20 protein-coding genes are annotated in these 18,955 nt (G+C 40.1%); 8 read left to right on the forward strand and 12 right to left on the reverse strand.

Annotation, left to right across the window (positions count from 1 at the left end; translation table 11 throughout):
* Positions 1 to 14 precede the first annotated feature (14 nt).
* Positions 15 to 584, reverse strand: coding sequence for a SecY-interacting protein (gene syd, locus ACOB80_RS14450; RefSeq protein WP_473166557.1), 570 nt, complete (start codon positions 582 to 584; stop codon positions 15 to 17).
* A 64-nt stretch (positions 585 to 648) separates the two neighbouring features.
* On the opposite strand from syd, the gene queF reads away from it, so the two are divergent.
* The 6 genes from queF to ACOB80_RS14480 all read left to right on the forward strand — a co-directional run bounded on the left by queF (position 649) and on the right by ACOB80_RS14480 (position 7,264).
* Entirely contained in the window at positions 649 to 1,494 is an 846-nt protein-coding gene (gene queF / locus ACOB80_RS14455; protein ID WP_473166558.1) for an NADPH-dependent 7-cyano-7-deazaguanine reductase QueF, read from the forward strand.
* Positions 1,495 to 1,676: 182 nt separating this feature from the next.
* Positions 1,677 to 3,278, forward strand: a complete 1,602-nt coding sequence (locus ACOB80_RS14460; RefSeq protein ID WP_473166559.1) for a GGDEF domain-containing protein — start codon at positions 1,677 to 1,679, stop codon at positions 3,276 to 3,278.
* 24 nt (positions 3,279 to 3,302) lie between these two features.
* Positions 3,303 to 4,649, forward strand: a complete 1,347-nt coding sequence (ppnN, locus tag ACOB80_RS14465) for a nucleotide 5'-monophosphate nucleosidase PpnN (protein ID WP_473166560.1) — start codon at positions 3,303 to 3,305, stop codon at positions 4,647 to 4,649.
* A 4-nt stretch (positions 4,650 to 4,653) separates the two neighbouring features.
* Positions 4,654 to 5,457 (forward strand): flap endonuclease Xni, encoded by an 804-nt coding sequence (gene xni, locus ACOB80_RS14470; protein WP_473166561.1) that lies wholly within the window; start codon positions 4,654 to 4,656, stop codon positions 5,455 to 5,457.
* A gap of 99 nt (positions 5,458 to 5,556) precedes the next feature.
* On the forward strand, positions 5,557 to 5,997 hold the full coding sequence (locus tag ACOB80_RS14475; RefSeq protein ID WP_473166562.1) for a DUF3192 domain-containing protein: 441 nt from the start codon (positions 5,557 to 5,559) through the stop codon (positions 5,995 to 5,997).
* A gap of 259 nt (positions 5,998 to 6,256) precedes the next feature.
* Entirely contained in the window at positions 6,257 to 7,264 is a 1,008-nt protein-coding gene (locus ACOB80_RS14480; protein ID WP_473166563.1) for an isocitrate dehydrogenase, read from the forward strand.
* 98 nt (positions 7,265 to 7,362) lie between these two features.
* Here the strand turns inward: ACOB80_RS14480 and rlmM are convergent, their stop codons facing one another.
* From rlmM to ACOB80_RS14500, 4 genes are read right to left on the reverse strand one after another with little or no spacing between them, the layout of a single operon-like run.
* Entirely contained in the window at positions 7,363 to 8,445 is a 1,083-nt protein-coding gene (gene rlmM / locus ACOB80_RS14485) for a 23S rRNA (cytidine(2498)-2'-O)-methyltransferase RlmM (protein WP_473166564.1), read from the reverse strand.
* A complete protein-coding gene (locus tag ACOB80_RS14490) occupies positions 8,445 to 8,843 on the reverse strand; it encodes a DUF423 domain-containing protein (protein WP_473166565.1) in 399 nt (132 codons plus the stop codon). Before ACOB80_RS14490 ends, rlmM begins: the two co-directional genes overlap by 1 nt.
* Complete coding sequence (locus ACOB80_RS14495; protein ID WP_473166566.1) at positions 8,836 to 9,489, reverse strand: alpha/beta family hydrolase; 654 nt, start codon at positions 9,487 to 9,489, stop codon at positions 8,836 to 8,838. Before ACOB80_RS14495 ends, ACOB80_RS14490 begins: the two co-directional genes overlap by 8 nt.
* A complete protein-coding gene (locus ACOB80_RS14500) occupies positions 9,479 to 10,387 on the reverse strand; it encodes a transcriptional regulator GcvA (protein WP_473166567.1) in 909 nt (302 codons plus the stop codon). Before ACOB80_RS14500 ends, ACOB80_RS14495 begins: the two co-directional genes overlap by 11 nt.
* Positions 10,388 to 10,693: 306 nt before the next feature.
* Between ACOB80_RS14500 and ACOB80_RS14505 the strand changes: the two genes are divergently transcribed.
* Positions 10,694 to 10,957: a hypothetical protein gene (locus ACOB80_RS14505; RefSeq protein WP_473166568.1), complete on the forward strand. Its 264-nt coding sequence runs from the start codon at positions 10,694 to 10,696 to the stop codon at positions 10,955 to 10,957.
* 193 nt (positions 10,958 to 11,150) lie between these two features.
* Here ACOB80_RS14505 and kdsA read toward each other — a convergent pair whose 3' ends face one another.
* The 7 genes from kdsA to hemA form a co-directional block, all read right to left on the reverse strand.
* Positions 11,151 to 11,993 (reverse strand): 3-deoxy-8-phosphooctulonate synthase, encoded by an 843-nt coding sequence (gene kdsA / locus ACOB80_RS14510; RefSeq protein ID WP_473166569.1) that lies wholly within the window; start codon positions 11,991 to 11,993, stop codon positions 11,151 to 11,153.
* 16 nt (positions 11,994 to 12,009) lie between these two features.
* Complete coding sequence (locus ACOB80_RS14515) at positions 12,010 to 13,287, reverse strand: DUF819 family protein (protein ID WP_473166570.1); 1,278 nt, start codon at positions 13,285 to 13,287, stop codon at positions 12,010 to 12,012.
* 154 nt (positions 13,288 to 13,441) lie between these two features.
* The gene (locus tag ACOB80_RS14520; RefSeq protein ID WP_473166571.1) at positions 13,442 to 14,242 is read right to left on the reverse strand and encodes a tetratricopeptide repeat protein; all 801 of its coding nucleotides are present in this window, start codon (positions 14,240 to 14,242) and stop codon (positions 13,442 to 13,444) included.
* A gap of 117 nt (positions 14,243 to 14,359) precedes the next feature.
* Complete coding sequence (locus ACOB80_RS14525) at positions 14,360 to 14,725, reverse strand: SirB2 family protein (RefSeq protein ID WP_473166572.1); 366 nt, start codon at positions 14,723 to 14,725, stop codon at positions 14,360 to 14,362.
* Positions 14,726 to 14,778: 53 nt separating this feature from the next.
* The gene (gene prmC, locus ACOB80_RS14530) at positions 14,779 to 15,618 is read right to left on the reverse strand and encodes a peptide chain release factor N(5)-glutamine methyltransferase (RefSeq protein WP_473166573.1); all 840 of its coding nucleotides are present in this window, start codon (positions 15,616 to 15,618) and stop codon (positions 14,779 to 14,781) included.
* Positions 15,619 to 15,625: 7 nt separating this feature from the next.
* Entirely contained in the window at positions 15,626 to 16,714 is a 1,089-nt protein-coding gene (gene prfA, locus ACOB80_RS14535) for a peptide chain release factor 1 (RefSeq protein WP_473166574.1), read from the reverse strand.
* Between the two features lie 178 nt (positions 16,715 to 16,892).
* Positions 16,893 to 18,155, reverse strand: coding sequence for a glutamyl-tRNA reductase (gene hemA / locus ACOB80_RS14540; protein WP_473166575.1), 1,263 nt, complete (start codon positions 18,153 to 18,155; stop codon positions 16,893 to 16,895).
* Positions 18,156 to 18,341: 186 nt separating this feature from the next.
* Here hemA and lolB point away from each other — a divergent pair, with 186 nt between their 5' ends.
* Positions 18,342 to 18,953 carry a lipoprotein insertase outer membrane protein LolB gene (lolB, locus tag ACOB80_RS14545; RefSeq protein WP_473166576.1) on the forward strand — a complete coding sequence of 204 codons (612 nt, stop codon included), beginning with the start codon at positions 18,342 to 18,344 and terminating at the stop codon, positions 18,951 to 18,953.
* Positions 18,954 to 18,955 lie beyond the last annotated feature (2 nt).

Consider the following 18,955-nt stretch of genomic DNA (forward strand, 5'->3'; position numbering starts at 1 on the left):
AACAACAGCGTGCGTTACTGCTCGATATAAATATCAGGGGAGATTTGCGTTAAAAACTCTTCGATTGAATCAGCAAGCTTTTTGTGAGGTTCACTTCCTACTTTTTCCACCCAAACTTCACCTGTTTCGTTGTTTACAGAAATGATATTGTCTTCTTCGTCTGTTACCGCAAAGAATAGAGTAACCTGTTGCTTTAGTTTACGCTTCATCATCACATGCCCAATCATATTAGATTGTAAGCGCTCGAAGTCTTTTTCACTCCACGCAAATATCAATTGAAGGTGACCATGTTCACAAGTAGCAGGAATAGACTCACTAAACAAAGAGGTAAAATAACTAATAATGTCTGGATGCAAAGAAAGCTCTAAGGCATGTTCAACATTTTTAAAGTCCAGAGAGATTTCTGGCGTAACAGGTTGCCACTGCATCAACTGTTCATTATAAGCTTCGATTTCACAAGGAGAAGGCCACTCATCATCACTTTCTACTAGTGGAAAATGCTGCAGTTTCTCTCTGTATTCTTTGACATAACGCTTTGCAAAAGCTTGGAGGGCTGATGATAAACTATTATCTGATATTTCCATGCGGGAACTATATCCTGTAAACTTATGGCTATTAAACGAGTGAAATACTACCTTATCTAACACCATGAGCCAATATTCCCAAGACCCTTCAATACAAAACTTAACCCTTGGCAAAAATACCGAATATGTTGCTAGCTACCAACCTAGCCTATTACAACCCGTACCAAGAAAGCTTAATCGTGACGCTATCGAGGTTAACGAAGAAAGCTTGCCTTTCTATGGGCAAGATATCTGGTATGGTTATGAAATTTCGTGGTTAAACAGCAAAGGCAAGCCGATTGTTAGAGTGGCAGAGTTTATATTTCACTGCACCAGTCCTAATATTGTTGAATCCAAGTCTTTTAAACTGTATCTAAATAGCTTTAATCAAACAAAATTTGCCGACGAATCTCAAGTTATTGAAACAATGCGAAACGATTTAGCTAAGTGTTCGGGCGCTGATGTGGAAGTCAATTTATACCAAGTCGATAAATGTGACGCACTAGCAATTAGTTCTTTAGACGCTATATGTATTGACGACTTAGAAATTGAAATGGATGAGTACCAGCTTTCTACAGAATCTTTAACCATCGAAGAAGAAAGTGAAAAGGAAGAAAAAACCTTAGTCTCTCATTTATTAAAATCCAATTGCCTGATTACTAATCAACCAGATTGGGCAACAATATATATTCAGTACAAAGGCAAAAAAATATCAGAAACAGGCTTGCTGAAATATCTTGTTTCATTTCGTGAGCACAATGAATTTCATGAACAATGTGTCGAGCGCATTTTCACCGACATCATGAAATTGTGTCGACCAGAGTATTTGTCAGTATATGCCCGCTATACACGCCGCGGGGGTTTAGATATAAACCCATACAGAAGTACTCTAGATGAAGCTGCACCAAAAGCGAGAACTTTACGTCAATAGTTCAATCGCTATTTGCATATTATGGCTATACCTACTGACAATTCGTTAACTTGCGTATATTATTAAATTTACAAACTTTTATTAGTTATCGTAAATAATAAGTTGCGCTTCGTTGAAGATAGATTATTGTTGAAGGTAATTAGTAGTAATAAAAGACGAATGCGAAAGGAATTAAGAACTTCATGACAGGCACTGCGGCAGTCGACAAAGAAATAGCCATTCTTAAAAAGAAACTAGATACAGCCATAGCTTCCCGCGCTGACGTAGAAGAAGACTTAAAGCGCCAATCATCTTTGCTGTCTGAGTTTATAATCAAACTCAGTCAGGTTGGCAAAGGCATAGATAAAGCACTCGACAATAAGTTAGCTAAATTAAGAAGCTTATTTTCTAAATCAGCCCCAATAATTGATATTGAAAAGTTAGTTGGTGAAATATCTATCCAGCTAAACCAGTTTGCTCAAAAAAATGACAATGACATCAGAGAGCTTCAAGCGAGCTTTGAATCTGCTGGTCAGTCATTACAAAAGGTAAATGGACTACCTGACGACTTACGCCGTCAGTTAAGATCATTGTTGCAAGAGAACCAGGAAACCAAAGAAGCGCTTTCTCAATATATTCCGTTACTGTCTGAATTAGTGCGTTTTTACCAAGCGGCACTAAAACAAGGCAACATAGCTGCCAGTAGCAAAGGGCTACTTAATGAATTAAAGCAAGCCCCTATTACACAAGTTGTTGAAAGTCATTCGGGTGTAGACTCAACAGTCGTCAAACGATTCAGTGACTTCTTGAGAAAGGTCAACGTTTCAAAAAAATACCAAGAGCAAATCAATAAAATTCAATCTCAGCTTTCAACTGAGATGGAAAACAAACAGCTTATGGACAGCTTTCTTGCCGCATTTGACGTAATAAGTCACGATTTAAGGCGAGAAAGGAATACTGCTAAGATCTTTTTATCAACGTTGAGCGAAACCTTAGCAACAGTGCAACAAGCTGTGCAAAGCACCATAGTTTCGCAAAAAGATTCTAAAGTTAAGCTCGACCAGCTAAACGATAGAATGCAATCACAAATAAGTGATATGGCAGTAAAGCTAGATGCAGCTAATTCTCTTGCAGATGTTAAGGGCGACATTAATACACGCTTACAAGCCATTGTTAAAACGCTAGAAGAAAAAACTGCGTTTGAAGTTGAACAGCAATCTCTTTTTGCTAAGCAGCTAAATACAATGCAAGAAAAGGTCAATAAATTAGAAGAACAAAGCAAAGTATTTGAAAAGCGCATTCAAGAACAGCAAGCAAAGAGCTTGCAAGATGCTTTGACCAAGCTATATAACCGAGCCGCTTTCGACGAACATTTTGCACGTGAAATAGTGCGTTGTCAGAACAAGAAAGTTCCTTTAGCGCTTGTTGTTACAGATTTAGACGACTTCAAACGCATCAACGATACTTATGGACATACTGCCGGTGATAAAACCTTACAGGTGATCGCCAACACATTTTCAAAGCATATTGGCAATGACGCTTTCGTTGCCAGATACGGTGGCGAAGAATTCGTCTTTGTTTTTACTAACATCGAAAAAGCTGATCTTATTCATAAACTTAACTTACTTCGTAAATCCGTTGCGAAATTACCTTTTAAGTTTAAAAACAACCGCGTTAGCATGACCCTATCCATTGGTGTTACCCACGTATTGGATTCTGATAACGTCCATCAAGCATTCGAACGCGCTGACACCGCTCTTTACCAAGCAAAAGAAAAAGGAAAAAACCAAGTTATCTATTTATAGTCTGTTGTAGCCTAGGAGTTGTTTATGCATATACAATTAAATCCTGTAGGCAATATGAAACTATTGTCTCCTATTGAAGTAGAACAATTACAACAATCTGCCACTAGCAATTTATATAATCTTTATCGCAATTGCTCGCTAGCTGTACTAAATTCAGGTAGTCATACAGATGACGCAGAAGCTATCTATCAAGCGTACGAAAATTTTCACATTCAAGTACTTAGGCGAGAACGCGGCGTTAAGCTCGCCTTAGAGAATCCGCCAGAGCATGCCTTTGTAGACGGCAAAATTATTTTAGGTATCCAAGAACATTTGTCTGCGGTATTAAGAGACATACTTTTCTCAAATGCTAGATACGATCACACTATAGAGTCGGGTGAGGCGATTACCCATACCACTTTCGATATATTGCGCAACGCAAACGCAATTTTACCTGACAGCGACCCGAATTTGGTCACCTGCTGGGGTGGGCACTCAATCAACGATATTGAATATCAATATACTAAAGAAGTTGGATATCAACTTGGATTGCGTGGATTTAACATTTGTACTGGCTGTGGTCCAGGCGCAATGAAAGGCCCCATGAAAGGTGCGACTATCGGCCACGCCAAGCAACGAAACAAGCAAGGCCGTTATATTGGTTTAACTGAGCCAAGTATAATTGCTGCAGAGCCGCCAAACCCTATCGTATCAGAATTAGTGATTATGCCAGATATCGAAAAGCGTTTAGAAGCCTTTGTGCGTGTATCTCACGGTATCATTATTTTCCCAGGGGGCGCAGGTACTGCCGAAGAGCTTTTATACATTTTAGGGATAATGTTAAACCCTAAAAATCAGGCCCAAAAATTACCCATTATTTTAACTGGCCCTTCACAAAGCGCTGCTTATTTTGAACAAATTGATGCCTTTATCGGTGCAACTTTAGGCGAAAAAGCACAACAGCTTTATCAAATTATTGTGGATGACCCAGTCGCTGTTGCGAGAAATATGAAATCCGGTTTAGAAGAAGTACTGGTTTATCGAAAGCAAATGGGTGATGCCTATCACTTTAACTGGTCTTTAACGATTGAGCCTGAGTTCCAGCAACCCTTCAATCCTACACATGAAAACATGAAGGCAACCAATATTAGCTTTGATTTAGACACGGCAACATTGGCAGCGAATTTAAGACGTGTATTTTCAGGTATAGTCGCAGGAAACGTTAAATCTGAAGGCATTAAAGAAATAAGAAAACACGGGCCATTTGAGGTAACAGGCGATGATGAAATTATGGCGTTAATGGATACTTTACTACAATCTTTTGTCGATCAACAAAGGATGAAGCTTCCCGGCAGTAAATATGAGCCTTGTTACCGAGTTGTGAGGAATTAATTGAATGACGGCACATGTTGTCCTGATAGATGCGATGAACCTAATTCGCCGCATCTATGCCGTTCAGGAACGGCCTTTTCTATTAAACAATGAACTCGCTGATGCCACAAAGGCACAGGTGCTTCACAACACTGAAAGTGCCTGTATTAATGCATTAAGCAAAATTATTGAGCTTACTCAACCAACGCATGCGTTAGCGGTTTTTGATGCTGCAGCACCTGGTTGGCGACATCAGATTTTTCCAGACTATAAAAAAGGTCGAAAAAAGATGCCGGAACATTTGGCTCAGAAATTAGCTGACATTCAAGATGCATTTATGGTTCAGCATGTAGACTCCCTAGACCCTGAGCGTGACGAAGCTGACGACTTAATCGCTACCCTAGCAGTGAAAGTAGCTTTGCGTGGTCAAAATGTTACTGTTATTTCCACTGATAAGTGCTTTCTCTCTTTGTTAAACCAGCACATAAAAGTATATGACTACTTTAATCGACGTTATTTAGACGAAAACTACGTGAAAGAGAAGTTTGATGTAAAACCGGCTCAACTTGTCGATTTGTGGACATTAACGGGGGATGCAACCAATAAAATTCCAGGTGTTGCCGGTATAGGGCAAGTCACTGCTTCTGGTTTGTTGAATCAATACGGTTCATTACAGCAAGTTTTGCAAGCTGCAGATATCAAGTCGAGTGTTGCAGATAAACTCAGCACCCAAAAGCAGGAAATGGAGCGAGCGAAAACATTGCTGCAGTTAAAACAAGATATTCCTTTAGGATTCAACCTAAAAGACATCAGGTTGCCAGCATATTAACGGATAAATTGTTAAGAAATATTGTCTAACACTTCCAATAAAATTAACATCTCGCTATGCTATAGCGATTAATAAGATTAAAGGTTTGAATCTGTTCTTATGAGCAAAAAAGTTATTGTAAGAATATTACTCGCATTGGCCGCTTACGGCATATTTGTATTATTGGTCGTAAACTTCTATGACGACAGCCCTGCCAATATGCAGTGGGAAGATCGAGAAGCATACAATCGCCAATACATTGCTAAATTAAAATTAGGCGAATTTACCTTTGACCAAGCGATTGCAGACCTTGGTAGCCCTGATATTACAGAAGCCAAAAAAGTTGCTCACCAAAACTTCCAAGTACTTTTTTATCGTACTCAGCATGTCAAATCTGACGGTATTACGACGCTAGAAGAATGTTCTTACTTATTGTTCGTAGATAATGTGTTAACCGCAATTGCTACCGCTGATAGATATAAAGACCTTGATTCTTTGGTAGAAGAATACAAAACACCGCCTCCCGGTGAAACGGAAACCGAACTCGCGGTAAATGACTAAACCGCTTAACATTTCTTTAAAGCGATATTCAAATCAAATGACAAAACAATGCGACTTAGGTCGCATTGTTATTTTCTAGCCCACCATTATTCTTATTCTTTTGTACTACACTCAAATCAGTAAGCTTGAAACTAGTGTGAAAGGTTTCATTCTAGCTTACATAGTATTGTCGTGGTATAAACCAGCGCGATTAGAGCACAACTTAATACATGAGGGGTTGTTGCTCACAGACTCTATTTTATTACATTAGGAAAACGACATGGCAAAACAAACCATCACAGTGATCCCGGGAGACGGTATTGGCCCAGATATTATCGACGCAACGGTAAAAATTCTAGACAAAGCTGGCTGTGATTTTGATTATGAGTATGCTGACGCAGGCTTAGTCGCTTTAGAGAAACACGGTGAGCTTGTTCCTGAAGAAACCTTAAATCTTATCGCTAAAAACAAGATCACGTTAAAAGGGCCATTAACAACACCTGTGGGTGAAGGCTTTACTTCAATTAACGTTACCTTAAGAAAGCAATTTCAGCTATACGCAAATGTGCGCCCAGTTATCTCTTTTAAAGGCACAAAAGCACGTTACGAAAACATCGACATTATTACCATTCGTGAAAACACTGAAGGAATGTATTCAGGTTTAGGTCAGACGGTATCTGAAGATGGTGCGCAAGCTGAAGCCATGAGTCTAATTACTCGTGAAGGTGCGGAGCGTATCGTTGAGTTTGCTTATGAAACAGCACGCAAAGAAGGCCGTAAAAAGGTTACTGCCGTTCATAAGGCTAACATCCTTAAATCAACGTCAGGTCTGTTCTTAAAAGTTGCCCGTGAAGTTGGCGAGCGCTACCCTGATATCGAATCAGCTGAAATGATCGTTGATAACTGTTGTATGCAACTTGTTATGAACCCAGAGCAGTTTGATGTCATCGTAACAACTAACTTGTTTGGCGATATTCTTTCTGACCTTTGTGCAGGGCTTGTTGGCGGCTTAGGTATGGCACCAGGTGCTAATATTGGTAAAGATTGCGCTATTTTTGAAGCTGTTCACGGCAGTGCGCCTGATATCGCGGGTAAAAACTTAGCAAACCCTACATCAGTTATTCTTGCTGCGATTCAAATGCTTGAGTACTTAGAGATGGGCGATAAAGCAGAGGCCATCCGTAAAGCGATTACCGAAGTTATCGAAACTGGCGATCGCACTACACGTGACTTAGGCGGCTCACATGGCACAACAGACTTTACAGAAGCTGTATTAGAACGCTTATAATCTTAAGTTTGTCTATTACTTAATACTTAAAAAGCTAACCTTATCTTATATGGATGGGTTAGCTTTTTTGTTTTTATTCCGTTTAGCAGTTACAATCGTTAACTATAGATAGGCTTAGTTAATAACCTAGCATGCACAGTAATCTCTTCACGATCATAATAGAGATGTTTAGCATACATTTCATATTTTACGCCATGCTCAGAAAACATATCCCTTATCGTTTGCAAGTCTTCTACAACTTGCTGGTAGCGCCCTTTCATTGGTAGTTTTAAATTAAACATGGCTTCTTCACAGTAGCCTTTTAACAACCAAGTCGCCATTAACTTCGCCACTCGTTGCGGCTTTTCAACCATGTCGCACACTAACCAATAAACGTTTTGTTTTACTGGAACGTATTTAAAGCCGTCAATCATCTTATGTTTTACTTGACCAGTCTCCATTAGTGACTCTGCCATAGGACCATTGTCGATGGCAGTCACCATCATGCCACGCCTTACTAGTTGATAAGTCCAACCACCTGGTGCTGAGCCTAGATCTACGGCATTCATGCCAGAAGTTAGTCGTGTATCCCATTCATCTTTAGGAATAAAATAAAGAAAAGCTTCATCTAGCTTTAACGTAGAACGACTGGGCGCTTGAGAAGGAAATTTAAGACGTGGTATCCCCATTACGTGTTCAGAACTATTGTGACCAAGCGAGTAGCCTAAAATTACTTCGCTACCACTAAAAAACAACGCGTGTAAAATCGCGCCTTCTTTTTGATGCTTTTCAGTGAGTATTTTCTGTTTTCTCAACGCTTGACGCAATGGTACTGCAAGTTTTCGACAAAACTTAGAAAGAGACTTTCCATCATTAGTATCTGGTGTTTCCATGCGAAGATCCGCATATTGCCATTCGGTTCCTAGCGCTTCAACGATTGCTTCAACACGATTATAGTCAGGAAGTTCGATAACATCACTTAATGTTAAAAACCATTGTCTGGCGAATATCAGTCTGCGCAACCTTAATGTTTCCATCAAGCGCTCGCCATCTTCAGCACTGTTTAGTTGGAAAAAAACCAGTCCTTGATTCTTCTTTAACTGCAAATAACCATACACTTCTTTCCAAGCTGCTTTTTCTTGGATTTCTGCACCACACTCTTTCTCAAAACCTGGGCGACAATATAAAACAATGGCTGACATTACAATTTCCACTTACGATGAGTTAAAAGCATTAAGCTTAACCAGCCTAATGCTAGTGTAGTTCCGCCAAAAGGCGCTAACTTTCCAATAGCATCCCACACAAAAAACGTTTTCAAATATAAACTCACACTGAACATGAGTATGCCTAATATAAAGCAGTAACTTGAAAACCTGACCACCTTATTACTGTCTACTTTAGAAGATAACAAAATAGTGAGTAACGCTAAGGTATGAATTACTTGATAAAAATGAGCGCTTTGCAATCGCGTGATAACGTCCTGCTCATAATGGCCTGCTGCATGGGCTAACCAAGCGCCGAATAATACAGAAAAACCACCGCTGATGCTAACAAATACTGCTAACAAGATTGAGTAAGCGTTTAAAATCGATTTAGGCATTGGCTTTAACAAACTCCGCTACTCTATCTGCTGCTGCCTGCAGGTTATCACTGTGAGTAAAGCCTGATTTAACTCTTGGCTTTAAATCATGATCACCATCAGGGAGATAAGATACTTCAACGGCACTGGATAATTTATAAGTCGCGATCTCCTCTTTGCTGCCAAGCTTATCTCTGTCCCCTTGTAAAATAAGCATAGGACATCGAACAGTTTGCACAGGTTCAAGCCGTAACTTTTCAGGTTTATTTTGAGGGTGAAAAGGATAGCCGAGAGCAATTACGCCTTTTACCCATTGATGTTCCGTTTGCTGCACAACCAGCTCGTCATCTGACATAAAAGTAGCTGCAACTCTTGACCCCATTGACTTACCCATTAAAAATACAGGTAAATCGTTATTTTGTTGCGACAGCAGCTCCGACAGGCTATTTAGCAGCTTTGGCATTCGGTCTGGTGGAAACTTCCGCCCTTCACTGATTCGTCTATCCATATACGGAAAATTAAAACGTAACACCGAGATATTGAGTTTTACGACTCGCTCGGTAAAGTCCTCCATAAAACTAGACGACTTATCAGCACCTGCACCATGCGAAAATATGACTAACGCTTTTGGGTTTGTCGCTTCATTAACAATAATACTAGCTGTCACTTTCTTCTTCCTGCTCTTCTGCAACGGTATCTAATACCCACTCTCTAAACGCGGCAATCTTACCTACATCCACTTGGTTTTCACGACATACGATATAAAAAGCATTTTTACTGACAAGTGAATGCTCGACTGGCACCACTAATCGGCCTGCATCTATTTCTGGTTGCGCGAGTATACTCTGCGCTAGAGCAACACCTTGGCCATAAACAGCAGCTTGCACCACCATAGCGGAGTGACTAAAAATAGGGCCATGGTTCACGTTAGTAGCTTTTACATTGACCTCTTTAAACCAACGTTTCCAATCTCGTCTCGACGTATCATGTAAAAGCGTATGTTGCGTTAAGTCTTCAACTGATTTTAGTGGCTTTTTACCTTCGAGGAGCAAAGGGGAGCACACAGGGATCAAATATTCAGTATGAAGCTGATCTGCGTGAACGTTTGGCCAGCGGCCGCGACCATAATAAATAGCAACGTCAACGTCTTCAGTTAACGAATTATCAGGTTGGTCTACTGCTTTAATACGTACATCTACATCAGGGTTCAGTAAATTAAAAGCGTTTAATCTCGGCACTAACCACTGAATAGCAAAGCTCGGCTGTAAGCTTACCGTAATCGCCCCTTTCGCGCCTCGCGCCAACAACCTTTCAGTAGCCTCATGTAAAGATGTAAACACGTCTTTAATGTCTTGATAATACGATTGTCCATCCTCTGTTAATAACAAAGCACGGTTCTTTCGCATAAATAACTTTAACCCTAAATGCTCTTCCAAAGCTTTTATTTGATGACTAATTGCTGCCTGAGTGACAAATAATTCTTCTGCAGCTCGAGTAAAGCTAAGTTGCCTCGCAGAGGCCTCGAATGCCCTCAAAGCGTTTAGCGGTGGTAGTCTTACGGCCATTTATCACCTATAAACCTATCGTTATTAACGAAAACACTATGAATAAAAACTGCATAAAAAGTCTGCTAAAGCGCATAATTTTTTACCATTAGTTTTTCTAATGAATAACATTATAAATAGTCATTTTTATTTTTGCCAGCATTAACCTATTATTCACACCGTAGATGACGGACTACATCTTTTTACTACAAACGCCTGTGTATGTAGCAAGGCAATGAATGTTAAGCCAACCTAACATTCACCGAGACGAGAAAAGGTCCCTATTCATCTATTTTGGATGTAATTGGAATTTTTAGGTGACACAAGATGAAAAAATTAAATATCGCAACAACTCTCGTAATTCTGCTAGCAACAAATGGATTAGCAAATGCTTCAACAATTACCGTTGAAAAAGCAGAGCCAATTAATGCGGCAGAAATCACATTAGCAGCAAAAGACGCTTTATCAATTAGCATGACCGAATTAAAAGTTGAGCCAGTGATAAATAAGAAATTTGCAACTGTGACTGTAGCAAAAGCAGATCAGAAAAAGCAATCTTTAGTAGAGAAGCACGCTGAACTAGCTGAATAGCAAATAAACAAATTTTTTCGCTAGAGTACTCCCCCAACCTACTCTAGAGAAAACATGGCTGGATAGAGCTTCTCAAGGGCTTGAACCAGCCAAGGGGTAACTCCCCTAGAATTTAAAGATAATGCTCGCAAAAAGAAAGGGTGCCAATTGGCACCCTTTTTCTATTCTGTTGTTAATCGTAAACCAAGTTATTCTAGCCAGTGATTAACGGCTCAAAGCCTTTAACAAGATCGTCTACCGCTTTCATTTGCGCCAAATACGGCTCTAACTTGTCTAATGGTAAAGCACAAGGGCCATCACACTTTGCCACGCTAGGATCAGGGTGAGCTTCAATAAACAATCCAGCAATTCCCAACGCCATTCCGCTTCTAGCTAATTGAGCAGCTTGTGCACGTCTGCCATCAGCTGAATCTTCCCTACCGCCAGGCTTTTGTAAAGCATGGGTCGCGTCGAATATCACAGGCGCATAATTTTTCATCTCGTCCATTGCTAGCATATCAACAATTAGGTTGTTGTACCCGAAACAAGAGCCACGCTCACATAGCATGACTTTTTCATTTCCAGCTTCTGCGAACTTTTTAATAATATGACGCATTTCATGGGCAGCCAAAAACTGTGGCTTTTTAACATTAATAATCGCATCGGTTTTTGCCATCGCCACGACTAAGTCAGTCTGTCTCGCTAAAAATGCCGGTAGCTGAATAACATCTACAACATCTGCTACAGGTTGTGCTTGGTAAGGTTCATGCACATCCGTAATAACAGGCACTTTAAACGTTTCTTTTATTTCTTCAAATATCTTCAAGCCGTCATCTAGACCAGGGCCTCGATATGAACTAACCGAAGAGCGATTTGCTTTGTCGAACGAAGCTTTAAACACATAAGGAATATTTAAACGCTGTGTTACTTCTACATAATGTTCAGCAATCTTCATTGCTAAATCTCTCGATTCGAGTACGTTCATTCCACCAAATAAAGTAAATGGTGCGTTATTGGCAACATTTATATCACCAATGTTTACATTTTCTATAGTCATATAATTAACTCAACAATTAGGAAACTGCTTGTAAGATTTGGCCACATAGCCAAGCCATGTAAGTACCTAAGGTATAGCCTAAAACGGCTAACAATACCCCTACAGGCGCTAACGATGGATGAAATGCAGAAGCGACGATGGGTGCAGACGCGGCTCCACCAACATTCGCTTGGCTACCAACAGCCATATAAAATAACGGTGCTCTAATTAACTTAGCAACAAACAACATTAAACAGGCATGAACAATCATCCAAATGGCACCGATAATAAAATAAATAGGCGCTTCGGTAATCATGCGTACGTCCATCTTCATACCGATAGTCGCGATAAGCACGTATAAGAAAGCTGAGCCAACTTTTGAGGCGCCCGCTCCTTCTAAATTTCTTACCTTGGTAAATGACAGTAAAACACCAACAGTACTGGCAAAAATAATCATCCAAAAGAACTTGCTGTGAAAGCTGAACTTACCTAAATCAGGATGATTCTCAACCATATACGGAGTAATAATATCGGCAAATAAGTGGGCAAAGCCAGTAACACCTAAACCGATCGCAACTATCACCATCAAATCAGCTAACGACGGGATTCTGCCGTGCTGTGCATGGAACTGCTCAACTTTTTCTTTTAATTCAGTGATAGCTGAAGTGTCTGCACCTGATTTCGCATCTATAGTTTTGGCATTTGCTGCCATAATTAAAAGAACAGCCATCCATAAGTTAGCAACAATCACATCAACAGTAACCATCGCAGAGAATATTTGATCTCCGGCACCATAAATTTCTTTCATTGCCGCTTGGTTGGCACCGCCGCCAATCCAGCTACCTGCAACAGTTGTCATGCCACGCCAGACAGCTTCAGGTCCACTTACTCCTATTAGTTCAGGAACAAAGGAAGCAACAATAAGTAACGCAATAGGACCACCTATAACGATACCTATAGTACCAGTAAAGAAGAGTATGACAGCTTTACCACCTAATTTTTTAATCGCAGGTAAATCAACACTTATAGTTAATAGCACTAAACACGCGGGAAGTAAGTAACGAGACGCAACGTAATATAAATCTGACTCTTTAGGGTCAACAATGCCAAAGGTATTAAGAAGCGAAGGCAAAAAATAACAAACAAGAACAGTAGGCACTATCCCGTAGAATTTTTTCCAAAATGGAATATTGCTATTGGCAGTGTAAAACACAGCACCTAACATAAGTGCAAGAACACCTAAAATAGTGGCATCATTGGTGAGCAAAGGGGCTGCTTTTGCTGTTTCAGAGGCTATTGAAGGATCAGCAAACATATTATCTCCATATTAAACGTGTTTTTATTTACTCATTATCATCTGACAACTGCTCATTTAACCAAAGAGTTCATCAGCTTTAGACACTGAAAGTCTTTATGTTAATTCAACAACTTAGAGTTAATAAAACGCCTTTCATTATTATAATTTGGCGTTAGTGTAACATGGTCTCAGAAAGTTTGATCTGATCTAATTGTAATTTCAATAATTGAGCGGCAGGATCTTGCGGGCATTGTTCGACAAAAAATTGATAGTCATCACAAGCAACTTTAAAACAATCAAGTTGATGTAATAGGTAGCCACGGTCTCGTCGTTCAAAAGGGTCATTAGGACGTAAAGCTAGTAATAAGTCGACACACTTTAGCGCTTTGGAAAACAAGCTTTCTTTTATCAGCGCGGATTTTAGCCCGGTTAAATGCTCAACGAGTAATGAAGTTAACTCCATTGGTGCTAAATAACTGTTTTGAGGGTCTTCAGAAAGGCCATCTAGGCGACGATCCAATTCTTCCCAATTAACAGATTCTCCTGTAACAGGATCAAATATCACTGAGTAGATATCGTCACAAATAATGCGCACCATCACCTTTTCAGGCACAAAGACAAGTTCTGCTTCAAGCTCGCATTCTGTCGCAATGCGCTGAATAATAGCGCCTTTTAATATTGGCGCAATAACACGATGCTTAATTGCTTGATCAACAGTTTGAGAGGTGGTTGGCCAAAAGTTTCGTTCATTGTCGATAAAAAGTTCATCGACAAATAGCGCATTAATTAAAACTTCTGCGCGTGCAGTAGAGTCATCAATGCCGTCTACCGCATCTTTACAACTTTCAATAATTGGGTTTAACGACTCTTCGAAGCGACAATTGTTATCAAAAATGTGCTCTTCGATTAAAGCTAAAGAGGCTAGCAAAGGTTTGCTCGTGCGGTTTAACTCTGACAACAATAACTCATTCATTCAGTACAACTACCACTAAAATTCAATTGACCAATCAAGTGCTGATATTGGGATTAATTTTCCAATATAAAGGTGCAAACGCACTTAATTTACACCTTTATATATCTGCGCTGTTATTTAGCCAAACAGTACAGGTTGTTTACTCATTGCTAAGCGCACGATTAACACGACCCAACCTATAGCACCGACATAACCAAGGATTTGAAAAACCTTATTTCGGGCTAATTTCAATGCGTAATAGCCAGTGAAAATATAGGCAAACACGGCTAATAGCTTTTCTAATAACCAAGTATGATGAAGTGGGTTGTAACCATACTGTACTATCAAACCAATACCTAACAGCAATAACATGGTATCGACAGCATGGGGCAAAACCTTTACCCATTTTTTTTCAAGTTGCTTAGAGCCGACTAACGACCAGAAAAAGCGTAGTGTGAACAATGAAATACTGATCACAGCAATCAACATATGTAAGTGTTTCAAGTTAATTTCTCCGAGAAATTGGTAAATTTATTCTTTTAATTTTTATAACGACATTAGCGCCAACAGGCGTAAGTAACCCTATCATTACCGTTATAATCTTGCACGGTTTTCGCGTCACAATAGCCATTTTCAATAAAAATATCGCGCACCGCCTGCCCTTGCTCGAAGCCATGCTCAAAATACAAGAAACCACCTTTACGTAAAAATGACGTAGCTTCTTTTATTATTGACATAATATCGCCTAAGCCGTTCTTTGGCGCCACTAACGCGGTCAAGGGTTCAAACCTGACATCACCTTCAGACAAGTGGTGGTCATCTTCATCAATATAAGGCGGGTTACTGACAATCACGTCAAACTTATCTGAGCTAGAAACATTTGCAAACCAATCGCTAAGATAAACTTCAAGGTTTGGTATTTTGTGTTTCTCTTGATTGCGTTTCGCTAAAGCAACAGCTTTTTCTTGAAAATCTACTGCTTCAAATCGCCAACTGGGTAATTCACTGGCAAGCGCAATAGCGATAGCGCCGGTACCTGTACCTAAATCTAGGCAGTGCAAGCCAGACGCAGGGTGATTATCCAAAATAGTTTCAACAAGTACTTCTGTATCAGGCCTCGGAATTAAGGTGCTTGGTTCGGTAAAAAACGACAGTGACCAAAACTCTTTTTCACCCAGTAGATAAGCAATGGGATGCCCTTCCACTCGTTTAGCGACTAATTCGCTAAACTGTTGGCAAATTTGCTCATCGAGCACTTTTTCAGGCCAAGTTAACAAATAACTTGTTGCTTTATCTAAACAAAAAGCCAGCAAAAGCTGGCTATCTAATTTAGCGCTGTCGGAAGAAGCTGATATTTGTAGCTCCCCCCAACGCACGGCTTGCGCAATGGTTTTCAATGGCTAATTACCCTTGATTAGCAAGCTCTGCAAGTAAGTCGGCTTGATGCTCTTGTAAAATAGGCTCCATCACTAAACCTAAGTTACCTTCCATTACTTCTGCTAAGCGATATAAGGTAAGGTTAATACGATGATCTGTCATGCGACTTTGCGGATAATTGTATGTTCTAATACGCTCTGAACGGTCACCACTGGCAACCAAGTTACGACGAGAACTTTCTTCTTCGCTACGGCGTTTTTCATCTTCAGCCGCTTGCAATCTTGCTTGTAGCACAGACATAGCTTGAGCACGGTTTTTATGCTGCGAACGCTGATCCTGACATTCAACCACAACACCCGTTGGAATGTGCGTAATACGAATAGCTGAATCAGTTTTGTTAACGTGCTGACCACCAGCACCTGAGGCACGGAAAGTATCGATACGAAGGTCTGCTTTATTAATCTCGATAGCTTCTGACTCAGGAATTTCAGGTAACACAACAACGGTACAAGCAGAAGTATGAACACGACCTTGCGATTCTGTTTCTGGCACACGTTGTACACGGTGGCCGCCTGATTCAAACTTCATTTGACCGTAGACGCCTTCGCCAGAGATTTTAAAAACAATCTCTTTAAAGCCGCCCTGCTCACTTTCGCTTTCGTTCATGATCTCGATGCGCCAGCCTTGACTCTCGCTGTAGCGCGTATACATACGGTATAGGTCTCCTGCAAATATTGCAGCTTCATCACCACCAGCACCGGCGCGAATTTCAACAAAACAGTTATTGTCATCGTTTGGATCACGTGGTAGCAACAAGATTTGAAGCTCATCGGCTAGCGTCTCAACCGCTTTTTTAGCTTCCTTAAACTCTTCTTGCGCCATTTCACGTAAATCAGGATCATCATCTTTCAACATTTCTTCAGCAGTTTCGAAGTCTTCTTCTGCCGTTCTATAGTTGTTGAAAACGCTTGTAACTTCTTCAAGCTGCTTGAACTCTTTAGATAACGCCTGAAACTTGTCTTGATCAGCAATAGTTTCTGGATCAGATAACAAAGCCTGCACTTCTTCAAAGCGCTCTACGAGGCCTTCTAATTTTTGGTAAACTGACTCTTTCATTGAATATTCTTTCGATAAATATGTTTGTTACAGCAAACAGCTTATTTCTACGAAATAGTGCCTCAAATTCGCACTATCAACTTTTCACTATTTACTTAATAAATTCTTGCGATTGCGCGCAGTGTAATGATTTGGCTGCTTAGTTGCAAATCACACTAAAGATTCTTTACTCTTTTAGTTACTTATCAATATTAAAAATATCGCGTAAGTATAAGATTTTATCTAGCTCGCCACCTTGCGCAGCCGATTGAATCGCACTTGTCGGCCCATGCATCATTTTATTGGTAAGCTTAGTCGCTAATTCTGCTACCACAGCTTCAGGGGATTTATTAGCTTTTAATTGTAGCAGGGCTTTTTCTAATAGCTGGTCACGTTCTGACAGGCACTGGTTACGGTAGCTGACTACGGTATCTTGCGTGTTTAAGCCTCTTAACCAAGACATAAAGGTATCTGTTTGTTCAGAGACAATAGATTCCGCTTCCACCGCAGCCTTACGACGGTTTTCGATATTTTTAGCGATAATGCCCTGTAAATCATCCACCGTATATAGAAAAACGTCTTCTAATTCAGCAACCTGCTCTTCAATATCACGAGGTACAGCTAAGTCCACCATAAATACAGGGCGATGCTTTCGCTTTTCTAACGCATTTTCAACCATACCCTTACCAATAATAGGTAACGTACTTCCTGTTGAGCTAATAACGATGTCGGCATCACTCATCTTCTCAGGAATTTGTGCGAGGGTAATAACATCGGCACCAACAGGTTTTGCCATTAACTCAGCACGCGATAAGGTACGGTTGGCGACAGTAATTTTACCAACGTTGTTTTCATATAAATGCTTTGCAACAAGCTCTATGGTTTCACCCGCGCCAACTAAAAGCACTTTGGCTTTCTCTAAACTAGCGAAAATATGTTTTGCCAAATTAACTGCTGCGAATGCGACTGAAACGGCACTTGCGCCAATATCAGTTTCAGTTCTTACTTGTTTAGCAACACCAAATGTTCGTTGAAACAATCTATCCATCACAAGTGCCATGGAGCCAGCAGCCTTGGCTTGGCTATAAGCTTGTTTCATTTGCCCTAAAATTTGCGGTTCACCTAATACTAATGAATCTAATCCACAAGCCACTCGCATCATATGATTAACGGCTTTTTGATCATGGTAGCAATAAATACTTGGCGCTATAGCAGAAGAAGGAATACCGTGATGATGCTCTAACCAATCAACAACATTACTATGAACTTCTTCATGTGGTGATTGAGAAACTAAATACAACTCAGTCCTATTACAGGTAGATAATATCGCCGCTTCTTTACACTGCACAAATTCAATACATTCATTTAGTGCTTCAGATAACCTGTCAGGGTTAAACGAGATTTTTTCTCGAACTGATACAGGCGCTGTTTTATGATTTATTCCAACGGCAACAATGGGCATAAAGTAATTTAATTAACCTGAGCTATGTATTCTTCGCAACGGCGAAGATAATTAATTAGATTTTAGACGCTGCTTTTTCACTTCGCTAGTGTATGATACCAAGCACCAAATCTAGCGAAAAATGGCAACGTCTTTTAAAAACGCGCTAATTTTACGAGATAAGTGACACGAATTAAAGTATTAACCATGAAGTTTGTACGTCTTTTAACAATCAATTTGATCTTGTTCGCATTAGCTGCCTGTAGCTCAGTGCCCTCATCAACAGAACCTACAACTAACCAATCGCTGACAAAAGAGCAGCGAATTGAACTTGCTAAGCAGTTTAATCAATGGGAATTACGTGGAAAGCTTGCGCTTATCAGTCCTAAAGAAAGAAAAAGTGCCAACTTAAATTGGCGATATTCACCAACGAGTCAGAAGTTAACCCTAACTGCCGCGCTAGGTATCGAAGTGTTTTCACTGTCTACAAAGAATGGGCAGCACAAGCTCGAAGTTGATGGCAAAGAGTATCAAAGCGACAATTTAGAATGGCTTCTTTACGATTTAACCGGCTATTTATTACCCGTGTCTCAACTTCACGCTTGGTTAAAAGGTGTAAGCGACAACGAGCAAGACTTCATTCAATATGATGCAAGGACACAACTACCAGCGAGTTTATCAAGCTTTCACAACAATAGAGAATGGCGAGTAAAATACAGCCATTACAAGAACCTTGGTAATTTACCTCTAGCTCACCGCCTCAATATTAACCAAGGCGACTTAACCATCAAAATTATGATTAATCGTTGGCATAAATAGAA

Source organism: Thalassotalea coralli (genome assembly GCF_055786205.1).

What these genes read in the sequence shown, in the direction of transcription:
- syd (WP_473166557.1), bottom strand. Translation starts at nt 584, where the DNA reads ATGGAAATATCAGATAATAGTTTATCATCAGCCCTCCAAGCTTTTGCA.
- queF (WP_473166558.1), top strand. Translation starts at nt 649, where the DNA reads ATGAGCCAATATTCCCAAGACCCTTCAATACAAAACTTAACCCTTGGC.
- ACOB80_RS14460 (WP_473166559.1), top strand. Translation starts at nt 1,677, where the DNA reads ATGACAGGCACTGCGGCAGTCGACAAAGAAATAGCCATTCTTAAAAAG.
- ppnN (WP_473166560.1), top strand. Translation starts at nt 3,303, where the DNA reads ATGCATATACAATTAAATCCTGTAGGCAATATGAAACTATTGTCTCCT.
- xni (WP_473166561.1), top strand. Translation starts at nt 4,654, where the DNA reads ATGACGGCACATGTTGTCCTGATAGATGCGATGAACCTAATTCGCCGC.
- ACOB80_RS14475 (WP_473166562.1), top strand. Translation starts at nt 5,557, where the DNA reads ATGAGCAAAAAAGTTATTGTAAGAATATTACTCGCATTGGCCGCTTAC.
- ACOB80_RS14480 (WP_473166563.1), top strand. Translation starts at nt 6,257, where the DNA reads ATGGCAAAACAAACCATCACAGTGATCCCGGGAGACGGTATTGGCCCA.
- rlmM (WP_473166564.1), bottom strand. Translation starts at nt 8,445, where the DNA reads ATGTCAGCCATTGTTTTATATTGTCGCCCAGGTTTTGAGAAAGAGTGT.
- ACOB80_RS14490 (WP_473166565.1), bottom strand. Translation starts at nt 8,843, where the DNA reads ATGCCTAAATCGATTTTAAACGCTTACTCAATCTTGTTAGCAGTATTT.
- ACOB80_RS14500 (WP_473166567.1), bottom strand. Translation starts at nt 10,387, where the DNA reads ATGGCCGTAAGACTACCACCGCTAAACGCTTTGAGGGCATTCGAGGCC.
- ACOB80_RS14505 (WP_473166568.1), top strand. Translation starts at nt 10,694, where the DNA reads ATGAAAAAATTAAATATCGCAACAACTCTCGTAATTCTGCTAGCAACA.
- kdsA (WP_473166569.1), bottom strand. Translation starts at nt 11,993, where the DNA reads ATGACTATAGAAAATGTAAACATTGGTGATATAAATGTTGCCAATAAC.
- ACOB80_RS14515 (WP_473166570.1), bottom strand. Translation starts at nt 13,287, where the DNA reads ATGTTTGCTGATCCTTCAATAGCCTCTGAAACAGCAAAAGCAGCCCCT.
- ACOB80_RS14520 (WP_473166571.1), bottom strand. Translation starts at nt 14,242, where the DNA reads ATGAATGAGTTATTGTTGTCAGAGTTAAACCGCACGAGCAAACCTTTG.
- prfA (WP_473166574.1), bottom strand. Translation starts at nt 16,714, where the DNA reads ATGAAAGAGTCAGTTTACCAAAAATTAGAAGGCCTCGTAGAGCGCTTT.
- hemA (WP_473166575.1), bottom strand. Translation starts at nt 18,155, where the DNA reads ATGCCCATTGTTGCCGTTGGAATAAATCATAAAACAGCGCCTGTATCA.
- lolB (WP_473166576.1), top strand. Translation starts at nt 18,342, where the DNA reads ATGAAGTTTGTACGTCTTTTAACAATCAATTTGATCTTGTTCGCATTA.